The 14345-nt window shown below is 66.5% G+C and carries 15 protein-coding genes and 1 pseudogene; 6 read left to right on the top strand and 10 right to left on the bottom strand.

Annotation, left to right across the window (positions count from 1 at the left end; all coding sequences use genetic code 11):
- Positions 1–45: 45 nt before the first annotated feature.
- Positions 46–549 carry a TRAP transporter small permease gene (locus HCC78_RS29385; protein ID WP_172332307.1) on the bottom strand — a complete coding sequence of 168 codons (504 nt, stop codon included), beginning with the start codon at positions 547–549 and terminating at the stop codon, positions 46–48.
- 1 nt (position 550) lies between these two features.
- Complete coding sequence (locus HCC78_RS29380; RefSeq protein ID WP_172332306.1) at positions 551–1516, bottom strand: TRAP transporter substrate-binding protein; 966 nt, start codon at positions 1514–1516, stop codon at positions 551–553.
- 409 nt (positions 1517–1925) lie between these two features.
- On the opposite strand from HCC78_RS29380, the gene HCC78_RS29375 reads away from it, so the two are divergent.
- On the top strand, positions 1926–2837 hold the full coding sequence (locus HCC78_RS29375) for an MBL fold metallo-hydrolase (RefSeq protein WP_172332305.1): 912 nt from the start codon (positions 1926–1928) through the stop codon (positions 2835–2837).
- On the opposite strand, the gene HCC78_RS29370 is transcribed toward HCC78_RS29375, so the two are convergent.
- From HCC78_RS29370 to HCC78_RS29360, 3 genes are all read right to left on the bottom strand, one after another.
- On the bottom strand, positions 2792–3133 hold the full coding sequence (locus HCC78_RS29370) for a hypothetical protein (protein WP_172332304.1): 342 nt from the start codon (positions 3131–3133) through the stop codon (positions 2792–2794). The two genes, HCC78_RS29375 and HCC78_RS29370, sit on opposite strands and share 46 nt — an antisense overlap.
- Positions 3134–3451: 318 nt before the next feature.
- Complete coding sequence (locus tag HCC78_RS29365) at positions 3452–3634, bottom strand: type II toxin-antitoxin system RelE/ParE family toxin (protein WP_253949436.1); 183 nt, start codon at positions 3632–3634, stop codon at positions 3452–3454.
- A gap of 89 nt (positions 3635–3723) precedes the next feature.
- Entirely contained in the window at positions 3724–4017 is a 294-nt protein-coding gene (locus HCC78_RS29360; RefSeq protein ID WP_172332303.1) for a type II toxin-antitoxin system RelB/DinJ family antitoxin, read from the bottom strand.
- A gap of 132 nt (positions 4018–4149) precedes the next feature.
- Between HCC78_RS29360 and HCC78_RS29355 the strand changes: the two genes are divergently transcribed.
- Positions 4150–4398: a type II toxin-antitoxin system RelE/ParE family toxin gene (locus tag HCC78_RS29355; RefSeq protein WP_172332302.1), complete on the top strand. Its 249-nt coding sequence runs from the start codon at positions 4150–4152 to the stop codon at positions 4396–4398.
- A gap of 215 nt (positions 4399–4613) precedes the next feature.
- Here HCC78_RS29355 and HCC78_RS29350 read toward each other — a convergent pair whose 3' ends face one another.
- Both HCC78_RS29350 and HCC78_RS29345 read right to left on the bottom strand, forming a co-directional pair.
- Positions 4614–5912, bottom strand: coding sequence for a Gfo/Idh/MocA family protein (locus HCC78_RS29350; protein ID WP_172332301.1), 1299 nt, complete (start codon positions 5910–5912; stop codon positions 4614–4616).
- On the bottom strand, positions 5909–6976 hold the full coding sequence (locus tag HCC78_RS29345) for a Gfo/Idh/MocA family protein (protein ID WP_371743955.1): 1068 nt from the start codon (positions 6974–6976) through the stop codon (positions 5909–5911). The genes HCC78_RS29350 and HCC78_RS29345 overlap by 4 nt, the downstream gene beginning before the upstream one ends.
- Positions 6977–7026: 50 nt before the next feature.
- On the opposite strand from HCC78_RS29345, the gene HCC78_RS29340 reads away from it, so the two are divergent.
- Positions 7027–8082 (top strand): oligosaccharide flippase family protein, encoded by a 1056-nt coding sequence (locus tag HCC78_RS29340; protein WP_256368364.1) that lies wholly within the window; start codon positions 7027–7029, stop codon positions 8080–8082.
- A 56-nt stretch (positions 8083–8138) separates the two neighbouring features.
- Here the strand turns inward: HCC78_RS29340 and HCC78_RS29335 are convergent, their stop codons facing one another.
- Positions 8139–9155: a ParB N-terminal domain-containing protein gene (locus tag HCC78_RS29335; RefSeq protein WP_172332298.1), complete on the bottom strand. Its 1017-nt coding sequence runs from the start codon at positions 9153–9155 to the stop codon at positions 8139–8141.
- Between the two features lie 106 nt (positions 9156–9261).
- On the bottom strand, positions 9262–10677 hold the full coding sequence (locus tag HCC78_RS29330) for an AAA family ATPase (protein ID WP_172332297.1): 1416 nt from the start codon (positions 10675–10677) through the stop codon (positions 9262–9264).
- A gap of 514 nt (positions 10678–11191) precedes the next feature.
- Here HCC78_RS29330 and HCC78_RS29325 point away from each other — a divergent pair.
- Complete coding sequence (locus tag HCC78_RS29325; RefSeq protein ID WP_172332296.1) at positions 11192–12178, top strand: replication initiator protein A; 987 nt, start codon at positions 11192–11194, stop codon at positions 12176–12178.
- Between the two features lie 108 nt (positions 12179–12286).
- Positions 12287–13627, top strand: a pseudogene (locus tag HCC78_RS29320) (IS256 family transposase).
- 12 nt (positions 13628–13639) lie between these two features.
- On the opposite strand, the gene HCC78_RS35045 reads toward HCC78_RS29320, so the two are convergent.
- Complete coding sequence (locus HCC78_RS35045) at positions 13640–13924, bottom strand: transposase (protein WP_172332295.1); 285 nt, start codon at positions 13922–13924, stop codon at positions 13640–13642.
- A gap of 237 nt (positions 13925–14161) precedes the next feature.
- On the opposite strand from HCC78_RS35045, the gene HCC78_RS29310 reads away from it, so the two are divergent.
- On the top strand, positions 14162–14345 hold a 184-nt coding region (locus HCC78_RS29310; protein WP_371743772.1), incomplete at its 3' end, for a transposase.

The following is a 14345-nucleotide window of genomic DNA, read 5'->3' as shown; positions in this document are numbered from 1 at the left end:
GCAGGAACAGGGCAAGGATGCCGAAGAGGCCTGCGGTGACGTCGGTCATTGCTCCACCCCGTTCAGGATCACGTCGAGGCACTGGATCAGGAAAATCACAACGACCAGACCGGTGCCTGCGGCGAGGATCGCGTAGAAGGGCCAGAGCGGCAGGCCCAGCATGTTGGTGGCGTCGCCGAATTCGGCGGCATCGAGCGCCTTGAGCACCGCGCGGTGGCACAGCACGCCCAGCACCCAGCCCGACAGGCAGCGCGCCAGCACGTCGCCCGCGCGGCGGCCGAAATAGCCGAGGAAGCGGTCGAAGACATCGACGCCGACATGGCCGTTCAGCGAGGTGCAGTAGGGCAGGGCGGACATCACCAGCGCCACGGCGGTCAGCTGGATGATCTCGTTCGATCCCAGGATCGGCTGGCCGAGAGCATAGCGCATGATGACGCCCGCGACGATCAGCACGACGAGGGAGAGAAGGGCGATCCCGCCGATCACGGCCAGGACCGCCGTGGCCCTGCCGGTAACGGCCGACAGGGCGGAGGCAGCCTTGCGCACCATCTCAGTGTTTCAGCGCGTCGACGATGGCCTGGGCGCTGCCGCCCGTCTCGGCCACGACCTGCGCGGTGACTTCCGCGGCGGCCTCGTCGAAGGCGGCGGCCTCTTCCGCGGTCAGCTCGATCAGCTCGTGCCCGTCCATCTCGGCGAAGGCGGTTAGCCCGTCGGCGGCGACCTTCAGCTGGGTCTCGTTGGCGAGAAAGGAAGCTTCCTTGCCGGCCTCGAGCAGCGCGGCCTGATTGGCGTCGGAGAGATCGTTGAAGGCCTGGCGGTTGGCGAGGATGAAGAAGGGCGAGTTGGTCGTGTCCATGCCCACGGTCAGATAGTTCGCCACCTCGCCCAGGCGGAAGGCGCGGGTCGCGGTGGTGTCGATCATCGCGCCGTCGATCACGCCGGTCTGCAGCGAGTTGTAGATCTCGGAAACCGGCATCGAGACCGGGGTCGCGCCCCAGGCCTCGACGAGGAGGCCGGTATTGCGCGACGGCACGCGGATTTTCATGCCCTTGATGTCCTCGGGAGAGCGCACCGCCTTGTCACGGGTGTAGAGGACGTTCGGTGCCGAAGACCATAGCGACACGAGGATCGCGCGGCGGTATTCCGGCTGGAACAGCTCGATATGGTCCCAGATGTCCTGGGTGCCCGTCGCGGTATCGGTTACGCCGGGCAGTTCGGCGACCAGCGTCAGCGGGAAGGTCGAGGCGGTGTAGCCCGCCAGCGAGACGCCCAGCTCGGCCACCCCATCAAGCACGCGGGTATACTGCTCGGCCGGGCCCGGACCCAGCTCGCCGCCATTGTAGATGGTGACGGTCAGGTCGCCGCCGGATTTCTCCGCGACCATCTTGGCGAAGGGCTCGAACGCGCCCGTCACATAGGGGTGGGTCGGCGCGAAAAAGCTGGCGAACTTGAAATTCTCCGCCGTCGCGGCACTCGCGGCCAGACCGATGGCGGCTGCAAGGATTGCTGTACGCATGGTTTTGATCCTCCCGAAATCAGGCCCGGCGGAATGGCGGGCCGCATGCGGACCCTACATGCGCCCATAGTGACGCAGGGACAAATTGTTTCCATGGAGTGACTCATAGCGTAAGCGCTATAGGTTTTGCCTGCGTTCCTCGGCGAGTTGGCAGTCCGGCATCAACAGGCGAGGTCGGGTCGGCAGCAAGTTTCCCCATGAAGTCAGGACGATCTCGTGCCATTCGGGATTTCCGGCAATCGGGAACCATCATGTCAAGGCGGCAGAGACGGAGCGCCGGACGAGGTCTCTGTGCAGGCGGCTTCGAAAGCGTGTTTCCATGCAGCCATGGTGAACTATGATCGGGATGGGCGACGGCCGTCCGGGAGGAGGACGGCCGATTGCCCACAGTCTTGGGGAGGAAAGAGGCATGAAGAAAATCCTGGGAACGCTCGCGGCGACGGCCGCGCTCGGCGGCCTGCTGGCGGCCGCGCCCGCGCTCGCGGAAACCCGCGTGATCGTGCTGGGCACCGGCACTCCCGTTCCGGATGCGGACCGCGCCGGTCCCGGTCTCGCGGTGATTTCCGGAGGCGAGGCCTACCTGTTCGATGCCGGCGGCGGCATGGTCCAGCGGATGATCCAGGCGTGGCAGACGATGGGGGCGGAGGAACTCTATCCGACCAAGGTGAAGCACCTGTTCCTGTCGCACCTGCACAGCGACCACACGCTCGACTATCCCGAGCTTGCGGCGACCTACTGGTGGCGCCGCACCGAGAAGCTGAACGCCTACGGCCCGGAGGGGCTGCAGGCGATGACCGACGGCTACTACGAGATGCAGGCGATCGACATCAACTTGCGCACCAGCGGCAACCAGCCGGTGAAGGATCCGACGCTCTACCAGGTCGATGTCCACGAGATCGGCGATGACGGCGTGATCTTCGACGGGGACGGCGTCAAGGTGGAGGCTTTCTCGGTCAATCATGGCGACATCCACCCGGCCTACGGCTACAGGATCACGACGCCCGACAAGACCGTCGTGTTTTCCGGCGATACCACCTACTCCCCAACGCTGGCGGAAATGGCGAAGGGCGCGGATGTACTGGTGCACGAGGTCATCAGCGAGGAGGGCTGGAAGGCGCTCACTCCCGACTGGCAGGCCTATCACCATTCCTCGCATACCCTGACCAGCGAACTCGCGCAGATCGCCAACGAGGCGCGCCCCGGCGTTCTCGTGCTGACCCATATCCTGCATTACGGCGCGCCGATCGGGACGGCTCAGACCGAGATCGAGGCGCTCTATGACGGCAAGGTCGTCCTGGCGAACGACCTGGACGAATTTTGAAGAAAGCCGGGCAGCCGCGGGCTGACACGCGGCAACCCTCCCACCATCCGGGCTGATTGCCACTGCGCCTTGGGACGGATCAGTTGGCGGGGGGAGACCATGCCGGAGGCGACGCTTTCGAGCGCTTCCGGCGCCATGTATCCCGCGACATCCCCGACGGCAAGGGCTTCGCCCCGGATCACGCGCTGCCCGAGGACCCAATCCGCCTCGTCCGCGATCAGTTCCGCCAGGCTCCCGCCGAGCTCCAGCCCAAGCTCGACATCCTGCCACATCGCCTCCAGCGCCCCGACCGGCATTGCCCCTGCATCGCCGCCGCCGGGTCCGCGGCAACATCGGCATCGCCCCGGGCCAGCGCGCCGAGGCCTCCAGCTCCGCTGCCTTCTCCCCGGTCATTTCCGGCGTCGCGGCCAGAATGTAATCTCTCATTATTGACATAATTGGCAAACTGTACGGCAATGACGTCTTCAGGCCAGGAACATTGTCGAAATGCCGGAATTCATGAGACTCGGCGCGCCTATTGACCACCTGTCGGCTCTTGCGCAGCGGGTGCGTGGCCAGAATGCGCGCTTCGAGGATCCCGTCGAGATGAAACTGCGTGAGAAGTCACCTACAACCTACTCAGGCCACATCTGGGCTGCGTGAAGCACGCGCAGTACTGTCACCAAAGACGGATTTTCAGCATAAACCACAAGGTAATTCGGTCGAACGACCATTTCACGCGTTCCTTTTACACGTCCAGGACGACAGCGGCGAGGCTGCGGTGGCAGCTGTACGACCTTTGCATGAATTTCATCCATGAGGGTCGTTGCAGCATCTGGGTTATCGTCCGATAATGTAGTCGACAATCGCCATGAGGTCGGCGACCGCTGTGGCCGTCCATTCAAGTTCAGGCACCGCGCTTCCCGTTAATCAGAGCACGCGCTTCGAGCATGACCTGGTCATGTGGCCTGGTCGGACGCGTGTCGGCCAGAGCCTCCTGGACCTTGGACTTGAACCACGCGTCATAGGCATCCGGGTCCGCAGTTAAGCCGGCGGGCATTCCACCCTCGGCAGCCACCCGGGTCAGCAGAATACGGACAGCATCAGAGAGGGTCAGACCAACTCCCGCCAAGGCGTCGGTCGCCTGAGCTTTCAGGTGGTCGTCAACACGGACGTGGATCATGGATGTTTGTGCTGGCATGGCGATCTCCTTGTCTCACGCACCAGTGTGTATCTCAATTGCGATACACGCAAGGCTGTCGAAAGTGCAACAATTGGGTATGCTCGGGGTGAAGGACGCAATGAATACGCACCGCTCGGGCACGGATCACGAATGAAAATCTATTGGATGTCGTCATGGCTCCACCAACTCAAGGTTGGGAATCTCCGGCAAACCCGGCGGCGGTTCATGGTGCAGGTATCCGAACGCCCGGAGAGCTTCCCTGTGCGGAACGATGTACACGAAGGCCTGCGGGCAGCGCGCCATGGCCGCTACCTGATCTTCTTCCTCCATTCCGGTGAAGAGGTGCAGATTGTCAGGGTACTGCACGGAGCACGGGACTTGCCGCGGCAGTTCGAGTGACCGTGTCCTGCTGGCAGGCCGCCGTCCGCGGCGATCCCAGACCCTCGACTTGGCGAGCACCTGTCCCAGCATGTCCTCGGCCTCCAGGATCCCCCCGCCCCCCTTTTGAAGGCTCATGTTTGGGACATTGTCGCTTAGGCCACTGCAGGCCGATCAGCCCCTCGCGCCGCACCCTCGCCATCCGGAAACGGTGCCACTCTCCGGGAGCACAAAACTCAGTGCCGGTGCATCCGGTCGAGCAGCCCCTCGGCCTTGCGCGCAAGCCAGCCGGGACGGGCGTAGCGGGCATAGTCCGGTCCTGCCGCTGCCGTGCGGGCGGGCAGTTCCAGCGGATCGAAACGGGTCTGCAGCCGGTGGCTTGCACCCTCCTGCCCAGCCGCCTGGATGGCCAGGGTCAGCTCGGTCAGGTGCAGCGTGAAATCCGGCCCCGGAAACGGCGTCCTCCCTATCGCCACCGCATCGCAGAGGCCGACAATGCCGACCATCTTGTCCTGCTGGCCCAGTTCGGAACGCTTCCAGCGGCGGATCAGCGCCTTGGGATGCCAGGGCTTCGCCTCGAGCCCGATCACCTCCATCCCGCCCAGCGGCGGCGCCACCGCCAGCGGCACCCGCCGCCCGCCGACGCCGAAAAGCCAGCCGAGCCAGCTCATGGTGCGCACCGAACGGGATTTTCGGGCGTTGAGGTTGAGCTTGGTGAAGGGCTCGATCATCACCGGACAGTGGTAGTGGCGGTAGGTATCGGCATGGACCATGCCCGCATTGCCGATGATCCGCATCCGGTGGTCATAGGGGGCCGCGATCGAGCAGGTGAGCCGACCGGTGACGCCGCTTTCGAAATCGAGGCAGGCGACCGAGAAATCCGGCGTGTCCGCCGGGTGGAGCGGCCGGTCGGTCTTGTCGGGCACGGTGACCTTGGAGAAGGCCGTCACCGAGCGGACCGGACCGAAGATCGCGCACATCCAGGCCAGGTGGTAGCCGGCATGTTCCCAGCCCACCTCGTATTCGTGCAGGTAGGGCCAGGGCGCACCCGAGCGCGAGCGCCAGCCCTCGGGCGACGTCAGGTAGATCGGGTTGTCGTCGAATTCGGCATAGACCAGCCGGACATCGCCCACTGCGCCGTCCCGGACGGCCTTCCACATGGTCTGGCTCGTCGGCCCCAGCGCGTTCGAGGGCGCCGAGGACAGGTGCAGCCCGCGTTCCGCAGCGAACGCCATCAGCTCGCGCGCCTCGGCCATCTCCATGACCAGGGGCTTTTCCGAATAGACATGCTTGCCCGCCTCGAGCGCCGCGAAATGCGCCTCGATCGAGGTGAAGTTGGCGACCACCGCCATCTCGGGATCGGCCAGAAGCTCCTCGACGCTGGCATAGGCATGCAGCCCGTAGAATTCGGTGGCCCGCTTCAGGCGGCCAGCATCGATGTCGGCAACCCCGGCCAGTTCCAGCCAGGGATGGGTCTTCACCGTCGACATGTAATGGTCGAAGACATAGCCGCAGCCGATGATGGCGAATTTCATCGCGCCGCCTCCCCGTCCCGCATCAGCTGCAGCGCCCGGTCGGCCAGCTCCATGATCTCCACCCTCTCCGACAGGGGCATGAGCGCTCTCTCCCCCTGCCCCGCGCGCACCGCCTGCGCGACGGCTTCTGCCTCGTGGCCGTAGCCGTTGCCCGCGAAGGGCGCCGGGATGCCCTGCCCCGGCGGCTTCGCGAAGGCCTTCAGCCGGGCCAGCCGCTGGTTGAGCCCCTGCGCCAGGCCGCCTTCCTTCAGGCTCTCGAACCGCCTGGCGCCTGCCCCGCTGGTGCCGCCCTTGCGCGGCGCCATGGAAATCAGCCGCGCCGCGGACGGCCGGTAGATCGGCGGCTCCACCAGCAGCGCCGCCGCCTCGCCGTAGATCCGCATGGCATTGATCCCCGGCGCGCGCAGCCCGGCGCGGATGGTCGAGATCGCGCCACCTTCGTGGCGCAGCGTCAGCGCGCAATCCTCGTCCTCCCCGGTCGCGCCGGTCCGGCCCATCGCCTGGAGCTCTGCCACCGGCCCCAGCAGGTGGCGCGCCAGCGACAGCCCGTAGATGCCGCGATGCATCAGCGCTCCGCCGCCACGGGCGGGATCGAAGAGCGAGGCCGCGGGATCGGGCAGGTCATTGCCGAAGAAATTCGCCTCGAAGGCGCGCAGCGCCCCGAGCTCGCCCGCCGCGATGCGCCTGCGGATCTCGCCGAGAAGCGGCAGGAAGCGCGTCCACATCGCCTCCATCGCGAAGACCCCGGCCGATTGCGCGGCATCCGCGATGCGGGCCGCGGCGGCGACATCGAGCGCGAAGGGCTTCTCGACCAGCACCGGCTTGCCGACGGCAATCGCCGCCAGCGCATGCGCCTCGTGCTCAGAGGGCCGGGTGGCGACATAGACCGCATCGGCATCCGCCCAGGCAGCGGCAGAGGCGTAATCCGTGGCCTCGAGGCCGAAATCCCGCGCGAAGCGCGCGGCTGACTCCGGGCTGCGCGAAGCGGCCGCCACGGCGGAATGGCCGGGCACCGCGCGCAGGCCGAGCACGAATTTCCGGGACACGCCGCCCGTGCCCAGCACAGCCCGGCGGAACGGCGGCGGCCGCGCAGGCCCCCAACCCGAGCAGACCAATGATCCTCAAGGCGACAAGCATCATGTTCGCCAGCGAACTTTCCGTGACGCTGGTGCTCTTCTTCCGCAACATCCTGGTCGCCCGGCTGATCAGCGTGGAGGATTTCGGCATTGCCTCCACCTTCGCCGTGCCCTTCGCGGTGATCGAGACGCTGGGCAACATGGCCCTCAACAAGCTGATCATCCAGGACCCGCGCGGCGAGGATCCGGTGTTCTGCGGCACGCTGCACAGCGTCCAGCTGATCCGCGGCGCGATCGGCGCGGCGGCGACCCTGGCCGTGGCCTATCCCTATGCGCACTTCATGCAGACCCCGGACATCGTCTGGGCCTACCAGTGCCTGGCGCTGATCCCGCTGGCGCTCGGCTTCCTCAATCTCGACATCTACCGCGTGCAGCGGCAGATGGATTTCATGCCCTATGCCATTGCCATGGTGGTCTCGCCGGTGGCGAGCCTGGCGGTGATCCTGGTGGTCTGGACGGTCAGCCCCGACTACCGCACCATGCTCTGGGGGATCATCGCGCAGCAGGTGCTGCAGGTGGTGCTGAGCCATGTGCTGGCCAAGCGCCGCTTCGGCCTGGCCTGGAACCGCGATCACCTGCGCCGGGCGATGCAGTTCGGTCGGCCGCTGCTGCTCAACGGGCTGGCCTTCCTCGTGATCACCAACGGCGAGCGGCTGATCGTCGGCAACCAGACCGACCTGACGGTGCTGGCCTGGTTCTCCACCGCCTTCCTGCTGGCCACGGCGCCGACCCGGATCGTGATCAACACCTCGATGGGGCTGTTCCTGCCGAAGCTCTCGGCGCGGCAGGAGGACGGTCCGGGCTTCGCCGGGCTGACGCTTCTGTCGGTGGAACTGAACCTCTGGCTCGGCGCGATGGCCATGGCCGGGATCGCGGTCTTCGGGCCGGCGCTGATCCTGGGGCTCTTCGGCGAGCGCTATGCGCCGGGCATGGGGGTCCTGGCGCTGTCCTTCGGCGCCGGGCTGGCCATGCCGCGCATCCGCCGCGACGGGCTGGCGCTGCTCGGCCAGCGCTTCGCGCGCAAACCGGGCTGAAGAGACACGGCGCCCCGCGTCGCCCGGGCGCCGGACAGCGGCCGCCGCCCGCAGGATCAGGCGCCCAGCTCCTCCCGCAGCAGCGCCTGGACCCTCTCCAGCAGCGCCTCGTCGACCGCGCCGCCGCGGAGCGTCAGGGTGATCTTCCGCCCCTTGCAGGCGGCGCGCATCTCCAACCCGTCCCGCAGCGTCTCCTCCGTCTCCTGTTTCGCGCGCGAAACATCAGGGGCAGGGGGACGCAGGAACGCCTCGAGAAGCCGCAGCTCTTCCGCAGGCTCCTCGGGGCCGGCCGCGGCAAGGTGCCGGCGCAGCGCCGGACCGCCGCCCTCCCGCAGCTTCGCCACCAGCGCCAGGCCCAGCCGCTCGGGAATGTCGACCGGGAAGCGCAGCACATCGCCCAGCTCCTCGTAGAGCGTCACGAAGCTGCCGATCTTGGAGCGCTTGGCCCGGCTCGCCGTGGCGAAGAGGCTGCGCAGAGCCGTGGCCTGGTCGGGGAAGACGCCCCGTCCCGCGGTTTCGGCAACCACCCGGGCGCGCTCGTAATAGCTCAGCCCCACCCTGATCTCGTTTTCCTCGATCATGGCGACATAGCTCTGCCCGGCCTCGCCCGCGGGCCGGATCAGCGCGCGCAGCCGGGCGAAGCGCGCCTCGCCGGTCTCCTCGTGCAGCTCTCCCAAGGCGCGCAGCCGCCGCCAGCCCGAGATCAGCCCGTAGCGGGCGCCGCTGGCATCCCCGGCGGCAAGGGGGGTCACCTCGGCGGGGCTGCGCTGGCCATGGCTGCGGATCGAGGCCTTGAGCGCGTCGAGTTCCTCGCGGTCGAGATGCACCCGGTCGCGCAGCAGGTATCCGCCCGCGATCTCGGCCAGCGGCAGCTCGACGATCATGCGGCCCTCGGCGCGGGCCGTCTCTATGCCTTCGGCCAGTTCGCGCAGCGCCGCCGCCTCGGCCGACTGGCCCGAGACCTTGGCGATCGGCGGGGCGGCGGCGAAGGACAGGCTCTTGGCTTCGGGCGCTGCCGCAGGTGCGGCGGCCAGATGGCCCGGCTGGGCAGGGGTCAGGCGGCGACGTGCCATGGGCGGTCTCCTTTCGCCTCGATGTCTGCAAGAACGAGACGGGCTGTTTCGCGCGCGAAACGCGCGGGGGGCAGGGCGGCGGCAGGGATGTCCCTGTCCGGCACGGTCATTCCGCGGCCTCCGCCTCTGCGGCCAGCTCGTCGCGCCGCCAGGCCCCGACCAGCAGCCGCTTGAAGGCGGCATAGGTCGCGTCGAAGGTTTCCCGCCCGCGGATATAGGTCTCGCGGTTGAAGTCGCGGTAATCGGCTTCGTAGATGCCGTTCACCTGTTCCCCGGCCTGGCCCACCAGCGCGGTGAAATCCTGGCGGTAGGGCGAGATGAACGGGGTGATGTAGGCCTGCATCAGATTGGCCATCTCCATCTGCTGGGCGGCATCGAAGCGGGTGACCACGGCGCGCACCGCATCCCATTCGAAGCGCAGCTCCGGGGTTCCCAGCGCCCGGGCCGCAAGGTTCTCGCCCTCCTCGATCGAGCCAAATGTGGCATGGAGCATGTCGAAGAACCGCCCCGTGGAGTCGAACTCCAGGAAGGACGCACCAAGCGGCACCAGCAGGATGTCCGCGGCGGCGAGCGCGTTGATCGTCAGGTAGCCGAGGGCAGGGGGGGTATCGAGGATGATGACGTCATAGGCCTGGGTCACGCCATCGGCCTCGAGCCGGTCCAGCAGCGCGTCCCAGAGCTTCCAGCCCTTGTGGGCCATCCGCCAGACCGGGATCTGGAACTCGGCCCAGTACAGGTTCAGCTGCGCGCCGATCAGGTCGATATTCGGCCAGTGGGTCTTCTGCGCCAGATCCGGGGCGCGGATCTTCAGCGCGTCGGCCAGCATGTCGTCCAGCGGCAGGGGGGGCTCACCGCGGCCCATCCGGATCCGGTTCTCGGCCTGGAGGCTCTCGGCATAGCCGCGGGCCAAGAGCGGAAAGACGGTTTGCCATTCATCCTCGACCTTGCCGCCGAAGATCGAGGTCATCGAGCCCTGGCTGTCGAGGTCGATCACCAGCACCTTGTAGCCGTCGAGCGCGGCCGACATGGCCAGATGCGCCGCGGTCGAGGTCTTGCCGACCCCGCCCTTGAAATTGGCCACCGCCGTGATCTTGGCCGGAAGCCCTTTCGGCCGGTAGGGCAGGTAGGGCTTCGCCTTGGAGCCTTCGGCCGCGAAATGGCTGCGCAGCCGCAGCACTTCGTCAAGGGTGAACCACTTGGCGCCGCCCTCGGTTTCGGACCGTCCCTGGGGCAGGTCGGGATTGGCTCTCAGCACCCGGCGGAAATGCGGCGTGGCAACCGGAATCAGGTACTTGGTGATTTCCCAGGTGGAGAACAGCCGCAGGGTCTTGCGGCCTTCCGGGTCGAGCCCGCGGGATATCAGGTCTTGCCGTCCCTGCGCGGCCATCCGCGCGGCTTCCCCGAACCCGGCGGTGCCGACCGGGGGACCCAGCTCTTCGAGGGCGGCATCAGGAGAGATGTTCATGTAGGGGGGAAGCTCGGGGCCGGGCGGTTTCGGCGGGGCCTTGCGTGCGGCGCGCATGCGGAGTCCTTCCTGGCTGCTGGAGGTCCGGATCATGTCCGGGGATGGTCTGGCTTGAAATAGGCAAGGCTGGAATCCAACCACATGCTCTTTTTTTTCCAAAATACACGAAAACCCAGCATGTCAAAGAAAAACCGGCATGCAATCTATTTTTTTATTGGAAATCATTATGTTGCAGTAGGCACGACAGACGCTCGGAGCAGCTGCTGCAAGCTTTTCCTGTTAGAATATGAGTTAATACAGTAGTTACGAGGGGAGCAATGACACGTTTAACATATTGATTTTAAATGTAAAGCATACGCGGAATTCTGTCCGTGCGATTCCAGAACCACGATGTTCCGACTCCAAACCCCCGATCCTGCGATTCCAAACCCCCGAAGTCGGCCTTGCCGGGTCTGGGCGGCCTCTCTAGGCTCGGGCGTAAATAAAACATCGAATCCGCCGAGCAGTCCGACAGATGAGCCAGAACCCGCCGCCGGGCCCCCTACCGGGTGGCCCGTCCGCCGAGCAGAGCATGCCGCTGCAGGCGGATTTCTTTCTCTGCGATTTCTTCGGAGCCAGTCCCAAGGACGACATGGCGACGATGGAGCATCCGGTCTTCTCGCTGTCGACGCGGCCGGACCGGCGCATCTTGTCCTATGCCCATGGCGCGGTGACCGTGGAGATCACCCCCTCGGTGAAGGGGCTGGCCACGATCCATGACAAGGACATCCTGATCTATTGCGTGAGCCAGCTGATCGCCGCGCTCAATGCCGGCCGCCCGGTGGCCCGACGGCTGGAGCTGACCGCGCATGACCTGCTGATCTCCTGCGGGCGGGAGACCTCGGGCGACGGCTACCGGCGGCTGCGGGATGCCTTCGAGCGGCTGGCGGGCACCCGCATCACCACCAATGTCCCGACCGGCGAGGTGACCACGACCAGCGGCTTCGGCCTGATCGAGTCCTGGCAGATCGTGCGCCGCACCCGCTCGGGGCGGATGGTGTCGGTGTCTGTGACGCTGTCGGACTGGCTCTACCGGGCAGTGCTGGCGCGGTCGGTGCTGACGCTGAGCGCGGAGTATTTCTCGCTGCGCAAGCCGCTCGAGCGGCGCATCTACGAACTGGCGCGCAAGCATTGCGGTCAGCAGCCGCGCTGGCAGATCTCGATGGCGGTGCTCTGCGCCAAGTCCGGATCGGCCTCGCCGCTCAGGGTCTTCCGCAAGATGGTCCGTGACATTGCGGCGGCGGACGGGCTGCCCGACTACACGCTGGACGTGGCGGAGGGCGATCTGGCCGTGGTGCGGCCGCGCGGGGTTCTGGAAGGCGGAGCGGCTCGGCCGGTGCTGCCGCCTGAAGCGCATGAAGCGGCCCGCGAGGTGGCGCCGGGATGGGATGTGCATGCGCTCGAGGCGGATTGGCGCGGCTACTGGGCTGCCAGCGGCAGGCCGAAGCTGAGAAGCCCGAAGCGGGCCTTCGTGGCGTATTGCGTGAAGCGGGCTGCCCGGAAGGAGTCCGGTGCGTAGGCGGCGCGGGTCGTGTCTCGGAAGTGGTGGAAATTGGATGGCGGCGTAATCTCCGGGTGAACTGACACCCACCCAACCTGCGGCTGCAACCGCTAGGGAGATCACGCCATGACCGAGAATAACGACGCTGCGAGCTTTGCGCTACTGGCAGACGAGCCCGGGTTCGACCCGATCGAGGATCGCCTCGGGCGACCGTCCGCGCCACCATCGAGGCGATGTTCGAAGAAGAACTCGAAGCCTTCATCGGGCGCTGCCGCTATGGCCGCGGCGACGGTGCGCAGAAAGGATACCGCCACGGGCACCGCGAGCGGCAGCTCACGGGCACCTTTGGCACCGAGACGGTGCGCGTTCCTCGTGCCGGATCGAAGAATTCGACCGTCAAGCGATCGATCCGGGGGATCGATCGCAGGGAGAATGCGGGCAAGGTCACCGAGTGGCGGTCCAAGGCGCTGCCGCGCTACAGGCGGCTCACGAAGAAGGCCGAGGCGCTGATCGCTGCGGTGTATCTGGCGGGGACCAATACGCGACGGGTGAAGCGGGCGCTCTTCGGCCTTTTCGAAGGGGCCGTCAGCAAGGAATGAGCGCCTGCGCGCCACCGGTCCGAGCGCAGGCGCGAATGGCAGCCGGGCCTGGCGGAAGGTGAAGGTCGATTGGGACGCTTGGTGTGCCCGCAGCCTGGCCGGGGAGGACATCGTGCGGGTTCGGCATCTCTCTCGGACGGATCGCGTTCGATGCCTCACTTCTGGACGGCACCGTGGTCAAGACCAGGCTGGACCGGAAGGCCACGAACATCTCGGTGCTGGCCGCGATCGGGGTGCGCCGCGACGGGCAGAAGGTGCTGCTTTCGATCAGGAACATGGGGGGCGAGAGCACTGCAGCCTGGGGCCAGTTCCTCGCCGACCTCGATGCCCGTGGCCTGCGACGGCCCGAATTCGCCATCGTCGACGGCGCGCCGGGCTCGAAGCCGCCCTGGTTGCGCTCTGGGGCGAGGACCTGCCGATCCAGCGCTGCACGGTCCACAAGCATCGAAACCTGCTCGGCCACGCGCCCAAGCGCCTGCATGACGAGCTGACCGAGGACTACCGCGACATGATCTATGCGGACACGGCAGCGGGGATCGAGATCAGGCGCAAGGCGTTCCTGCGCAAGTGGCGCCTCAAGTGCCGGGCCGTCGCCGACAGCCTGGAAGAAGCCGGGGACCGCCTCTTCAGCTTCACCCGGCTCGATCCATCGCAATGGAAATCGGCCCGAACGACCAACGCGATAGAGCGACTGAACGAGGAGTTCCGCCGCAGGATCAAGACCCAGACCGTGCTGCCCTGCGCCGAGACGGTGCCGATGCTGCTCTGGGCGCTGCTTGCCTCCGGGCAGATCCAGATGCGCAAGGTCGACGGCTGGGAAACCCTCTCTCAGCCCCTCGAGCCGATGTCCCTTGACCTCGCCGCCTGAGCGGAGCCAATTTCACATGCCCGGAGCATGCCGCTCGGCAGTTTCCACCACATTCGCGACACGACCGCGGCGCGCAGCTGCTGCGGAGGCGTCGACCCTTCCGGATGTTTCGCGCGCGAAACATCCCTGTGCCCGAGACGGATGCGGATCAGGCAGCGGCGGGACCCGTATCTCGGACTGGGAGTTATTGTACATTTCCCGGGCGACGCTAGCCTGGGTGACGCCTGGCTCGGAAAGTCGGGCAACAGCCTGTTCCTTGAACTCGGCGGTGAAGTTACGGCGGGGCTGTCTGTTCATGTGGGGTCCCTCTCTCTGGGAGTAATTTAACTCCCAGTCCGGGATCCGGAGGCAAGGTCAGTGTCCCAACGTACTGCGAGGATTTCCCAATCAATGGCGGCCGTCTCCAGCGTGCTGCACAGGCAGTCCGGCTCATCGCTTCAACCGGGCAGCGGCGTCTTGCCCCCTCGTGCAGGGTTGTTGTCACCGTCCTTCGATCTGAAACTATGCAGCGAGGCGGGCGGGACAGGATGACGAGTGGCCTATTCACAGGAACGAAAGGCGGCGGTTCTCGCGAAGATGCTGCCGCCGAACAGCACCCCCTTGAACCGGCTGGCGGTTGAAGAGGGGATCTCGCGGGCAACGCTCGCCAAGTGGCGCGCGGAGGCGCGGGCGAAGGGCAAGCTGCTGCCCGAGGCTGACGCGCATGTCGAAGGCTGGA

It is taken from the genome of Mangrovicoccus sp. HB161399, assembly GCF_013184745.1.
In the GTDB taxonomy this organism is placed as follows: domain Bacteria; phylum Pseudomonadota; class Alphaproteobacteria; order Rhodobacterales; family Rhodobacteraceae; genus Mangrovicoccus.
The sequence above is the reverse complement of the archived record's forward strand: the minus strand, read 5'-3'. Positions and strand labels throughout refer to the sequence as shown.